The 887-nt window shown below is 44.8% G+C and carries 1 protein-coding gene; it reads left to right on the top strand.

The genetic code is table 11. From position 1 onward, the window contains the following. The coding region (locus ACS8FC_RS15785; RefSeq protein WP_439297465.1) for an oxidoreductase at positions 1-730 on the top strand (730 nt) is incomplete at its 5' end. Between the last annotated feature and the right edge of the window lie 157 nt (positions 731-887).

The raw sequence follows: 887 nt of genomic DNA, 5'->3' as shown, positions 1-887 counted from the left end.
AATTCATGCGGCCCATGGTTACCTGATTTCTCAGTTTTTATCACCGCTCACCAATAAACGAGAAGACGAATACGGCGGGTCAATTGAAAACCGTATGCGATTGCTGATTGCAGTCATTAAGGCCATTCGCGCTCAAGTTGCGCCTACCTTTGCGGTCGCTGTAAAGATCAATTCAGCAGATTTTCAGCGGGGCGGGTTTGACGCTGATGATGCCAAAGTGGTTGTTTGGGCGATGAATGAGTTGGCTGTTGATTTGGTTGAGCTGTCGGGTGGCAGTTACGAAAGCCCAGCCATGCAAGGCAACACAGCAGATGGTCGCAAGTTGCAACGAGAAGCCTATTTTTTGGACTTCGCAAAAGAGATTGCACAAGTAGCCAAAATGCCTGTGATGACCACAGGTGGCGTCAGACGATTAGCCATTGCAGAAGAAGTACTGGCTCAAGGTATTGATATTGTTGGTATGGGAACGGCATTAGCCATGAACCCGGCGCTACCCAATGACTGGAAAAAAGATGGCAGCCTCAGTGCTCATAATCCTATGGTACAGTGGAAGGATAAGACCTTAAGTGCCGTTGTTGCTACCATGGCAGTCATCAAGCGCCAACTGCAGCGTATGGGTAAAGCAAAGCCGCCTAAATCAAATGCGTCGCCAATATTGTCACTACTTAGTGACCGTATCCGTCTCAGCAAATTGACCAAACGTTATCAGCGTTACCTCTCTAACCTCTAGCAGAGTATCTTAATAAGCTGGCTCTTATCTTATGTTGCAAAATAAAAAAGCAGATGAACTATTTTTAGGTTTCTGCTTTTTATTCGTAGGCTATATGTTTTACGTAAGAATGATTTTTTCATCTTGTTTGTACTTAACGACTATCATTGATTTGAGT

The organism is Psychrobacter sp. 1Y4 (assembly GCF_051847555.1).
The sequence above is the reverse complement of the archived record's forward strand: the minus strand, read 5'-3'. Positions and strand labels throughout refer to the sequence as shown.